Source organism: Comamonas sp. B-9, assembly GCF_000410635.1.
Lineage (GTDB): Bacteria > Pseudomonadota > Gammaproteobacteria > Burkholderiales > Burkholderiaceae_C > Comamonas.
The window spans coordinates 1-3,877 of sequence record NZ_APCR01000482.1 but is presented as its reverse complement, the minus strand read 5'-3'; the positions used below and the strand labels follow the sequence as shown (position 1 = coordinate 3,877).

The 3,877-nt window shown below is 66.7% G+C and carries 4 protein-coding genes; 3 read left to right on the top strand and 1 reads right to left on the bottom strand.

What is annotated here, in order from left to right:
* Nucleotides 1–149 precede the first annotated feature (149 nt).
* Nucleotides 150–1,070, bottom strand: a complete 921-nt coding sequence (locus tag H928_RS0104515; protein ID WP_021025445.1) for a phosphoglycerate mutase — start codon at nt 1,068–1,070, stop codon at nt 150–152.
* A gap of 100 nt (nt 1,071–1,170) precedes the next feature.
* Here H928_RS0104515 and H928_RS0104510 point away from each other — a divergent pair, with 100 nt between their 5' ends.
* The 3 genes from H928_RS0104510 to H928_RS0104500 form a co-directional block, all read left to right on the top strand.
* A complete protein-coding gene (locus tag H928_RS0104510) occupies nt 1,171–2,427 on the top strand; it encodes a lipoprotein-releasing ABC transporter permease subunit (RefSeq protein WP_021025444.1) in 1,257 nt (418 codons plus the stop codon).
* Nucleotides 2,420–3,103, top strand: a complete 684-nt coding sequence (lolD, locus tag H928_RS0104505) for a lipoprotein-releasing ABC transporter ATP-binding protein LolD (protein WP_021025443.1) — start codon at nt 2,420–2,422, stop codon at nt 3,101–3,103. The genes H928_RS0104510 and lolD overlap by 8 nt, the downstream gene beginning before the upstream one ends.
* Nucleotides 3,104–3,123: 20 nt before the next feature.
* The coding region (locus tag H928_RS0104500) for a TatD family hydrolase (RefSeq protein ID WP_021025442.1) at nt 3,124–3,877 on the top strand (754 nt) is incomplete at its 3' end.

Below are 3,877 nucleotides of genomic sequence, written 5' to 3'. Positions count from 1 at the left end.
GGCAGGTGGCAGCAGCTGCGCCAGGCCGTCATCGAGCTCGGCGGCAGCCTGCACGCCGCGCGCGGCAAACAGGCGGGCGAGCAGCGGGTGCACGCCTGCCTGCTCCAGCGCCCAGACGGTGCGCGGGGGAATATCTCTGGCCAGAATTTTCATAAAGAACTTAGAAGCGCCATGGGCTTGGTCGGAGCCAGCCATTGCTTGATTTTGGGTAGCCAGCCGGGGGCTGGGGGCGCCAGCGTGATGGCATTTTTCTCGCCGCACAGGCTGATCTGGCTCCACGCGGTGGTGGCCAGTGTCGCATCCAGCTGCTGCCACTGCTGCTGCCAGCTGCGCCAATCGCCCACCAGGGCGCTGTCGCGCAGGGCCGTGTTCAGTACCGGCGTCTGGGCGGGCAGCTGGTAGCCAGCGGGCAGGGCGCCTGCGCCGTGCACCCAGAACGAATTGATGGGCGCGCGGCCACTGGCCTCGCGTGCATCGCTGAAGGCATGGGTGTAGAGCAGCATCTGCATCTCAGTCTGCAGGCGCTGCAGCACGGCGGCCTGCGCTTTGTCGGGCTGCCAGGACCGCACATCGCGCAGCGCAATGCGGTCCAGCGCAGCGGTATCGAGCTGCGCAAACACCGCGCCGCGCGCCAGCCAGCGGTCGGGCCGGTCGTAGACCAGCGCAATGCCGTCTTCGGTAAACCAGGGCGCCATGATGGCCAGCAGGCTGCGCGATTCGTCGTCGCTCATCCGCGCGGCAGAAAGGTCGCTCATGCGCACCTGGTCGGGCGAAATCTGCCAGTGGCAGGGCGAGAGAAAGGCCCAGCCGGCATCGGCCGGAGTCTGGCCGTTTTGCAGCTGGTACAGCGCGGCCCAGGGCGTGGCCTTGGGCGGCAGGCCCAGGGCCTGGGCCAGCACACGTTCATGGGGCGGGGCAAAATCTTCCAGCGCGCCGTTGTCGCTGGCACTGACAGACCACTGCCGCAGTAGGCGTTGCAGGTTCGGCAGGAGGAGCGTCTGCAAGGCTTGCTGGCAGCCCGGCTCGTCCGTGGCTGCGTAGGAGATGATCAAATGCTGGTTTTCCGACATGGGTCTATTGTCGGCGATGCCACAATGCGGTTTGCGGTGCAGTGGATTAAGGTGCTGTATTTGCCGAGCGGATGCACCAAATATATTTTTAGAACGATTTATGCAGATTCCCTATGAATTGGCGCTGGGTTGGCGCTACACCCGTGCGGGCCGTGCAACCCGGCGCAACGGGTTTATTTCGTTCATCTCGGGCGTGTCCATGCTGGGCATTGCACTGGGGGTGGCGGCCTTGATCATCGTGCTGTCGGTGATGAACGGTTTTCAAAAGGAGGTGCGCGACCGCATGCTCAGCGTGGTCTCGCATATCGAGATCTTCACGCCCGGCGGTGATGCCTTGCCCGATCCGGCCCGCACCATTGCCGAGGCCAAGGCCAATCCGAACGTGATTGGCGCGGCACCCTTTGTGTCGGCCCAGGCCCTGGTCGCCCGCGGCGAGGACATGCGCGGCGCCCTGCTGCGCGGCATTGACCCGGCGCTCGAGCCCGAGGTCACCGACATGACCACCGGCATCGAGCAGACCAGTTTGCAGGCGCTCACACCGGGCAGCTTCCATGTCGTGCTGGGCTCGGAGCTGGCGCGCATTCTGGGCGTGGGCCAGGGCGACCAGGTCACCTTGATCGTGCCCAGCGGCCAGGTCACGCCAGCGGGCACCGTGCCCCGCCTCAAGCAGATGCAGGTGGTGGGCACCTTCAATTCCGGCCACTACGAGTACGACTCGACCTTGGTGCTGATGCACCATGAGGACGCCGAGCGCCTGTTCCGCCTCGAAGGCCCGACCGGCGTGCGCCTCAAGCTCAAGGACCTGCACCAGGCCCCCGAGGTGACCCAGCAGCTGGCCCACAGCCTGAGCGGCCACCTGCTGATCCGCGACTGGACGCAGCAGAACAAGACCTGGTTTGCCGCCGTTCAGGTCGAAAAACGCATGATGTTCATCATCCTGACCCTGATCGTTGCCGTGGCCGCGTTCAACCTGGTCACCACCTTGGTGATGACCGTCACCGACAAGCGCGCCGATATCGCGATCCTGCGCACCCTGGGCGCGAGCCCGCGCAGCATCATGGGCGTGTTTGTCGTGCAGGGGGCGCTGGTCGGCGTCATCGGCACCCTGGCCGGTCTGGGCCTGGGCCTGCTGATTGCCTGCAATATCGATGTGATCGTGCCCGCGATCGAGCGCGCACTGCACACCAGCTTCCTGCCCAAGGACATTTACCTCATCAGCCAGATGCCCAGCGAGCCCCAGCGCAGCGATATCGTGCCGATTACCGTCATCTCCCTGATCCTGGCCTTTGTGGCCACCCTGTATCCCAGCTGGCGCGCCAGCCGCGTGAACCCCGCCGAGGCGCTGCGTTATGAATGATTCGTCCATCGTCCTGGAGGCCTCGGGCCTGACCAAGCGCTTTACCGAAGGCCTGCTCGATGTGCAAGTGCTCCATGGCATCGACCTGCAGGTGCGTGCCGGCGAGACCCTGGCCATCGTCGGCGCCTCGGGCTCGGGCAAATCCACCTTGCTGCACTTGCTCGGCGGCCTGGACGCGCCCAGTAGCGGCACTGTCAGCCTGCACGGTCAGCGGCTCGATACGCTCAGCGCCAGCCGCCAAGGCGAGCTGCGCAACCAGCACCTGGGCTTTATCTACCAGTTTCACCATCTGCTGCCCGAGTTCAGCGCGCTGGACAACGTCGCGATGCCGCTGCGCATCCGCCGCATGCCCTATGCCGAATGTACCGAGCGTGCGCGTGAAGTGCTGGCGTCGGTGGGCCTCAAGGACCGTGTGCTGCACCGCCCCGCGGAGCTCTCGGGCGGCGAGCGCCAGCGCGTGGCCATTGCGCGCGCGCTGGTCACCCAGCCCGCCTGCGTGCTGGCCGACGAGCCCACCGGCAACCTGGACCGCGCCACCGCCGACACCGTGTTTGCGCTGATGTTGCAGCTGGCGCGCGAGCGCGGCACCGCCTTTGTCATGGTCACCCATGATGGCGAGCTGGCCCAGCGCTGCGACCGTGCGGTGCGCATGGTCAACGGGCGCTTTGAAGCCTGAGCCACGCTGGCCGCGTCCGCATGCCTTTCTGGATTGACACCCACTGCCACTGGGATGCGCCCGAGTTCGATGCCGACCGCGATGCGCTGCGCGCCGCCGCGCATGCGGTGGGGGTCGCCCACTGCGTGATTCCAGCGGTGGAGCGCAGCAACTGGGCCACCGTGCGCGAGCTGGCCCAGCGCTGGGGTGACAGCTATGCGCTGGGCATCCATCCGCTCTACACCGGGCGCGCGGCCGAAGCCGATATCGACGCCTTGGCCACCATGCTCGAAGACTGCCGCGATGACCCGCGCCTGGTCGCGATTGGCGAGATCGGCCTGGATTTTTTTGTGCCCGGGCTCGATGCCGAACGCCAGACCTGGTTTTACGAGCAGCAGCTGCAACTGGCGCGCCGCTTTGACCTGCCCGTCATCTTGCATGTGCGCCGCTCGTCGGACCAACTGCTGCGCGCGCTGCGCCGCTGGCCGGTGCAGGGCGGCATTGCGCATGCCTTCAACGGCAGCCTGCAGCAGGCCCAGCAGTTTATCGAGCGCGGCTTTGCGCTGGGCTTTGGCGGCGCCGTCACCTATGAGCGCGCGCTGCACCTGCGCCGCCTGCTGCAGCAGCTGCCGATGGAGGCCATCGTTGTCGAGACCGATGCGCCCGATATTCCGCCGCACTGGCTCTACACCACCGCCGAGCAGCGCGCCGCCGGCCAGGCCCAGGGCCGCAACCAGCCCGCCGAGATCCCGCGCATCGCGCAGGTGATGCGGGCGCTGCGGGCCGAAGCCCATG

Coding starts and splice junctions, on each gene's coding strand:
- H928_RS0104510 (WP_021025444.1), top strand. CDS start 1,171: ATGCAGATTCCCTATGAATTGGCGCTGGGTTGGCGCTACACCCGTGCG.
- H928_RS0104515 (WP_021025445.1), bottom strand. CDS start 1,070: ATGTCGGAAAACCAGCATTTGATCATCTCCTACGCAGCCACGGACGAG.
- lolD (WP_021025443.1), top strand. CDS start 2,420: ATGAATGATTCGTCCATCGTCCTGGAGGCCTCGGGCCTGACCAAGCGC.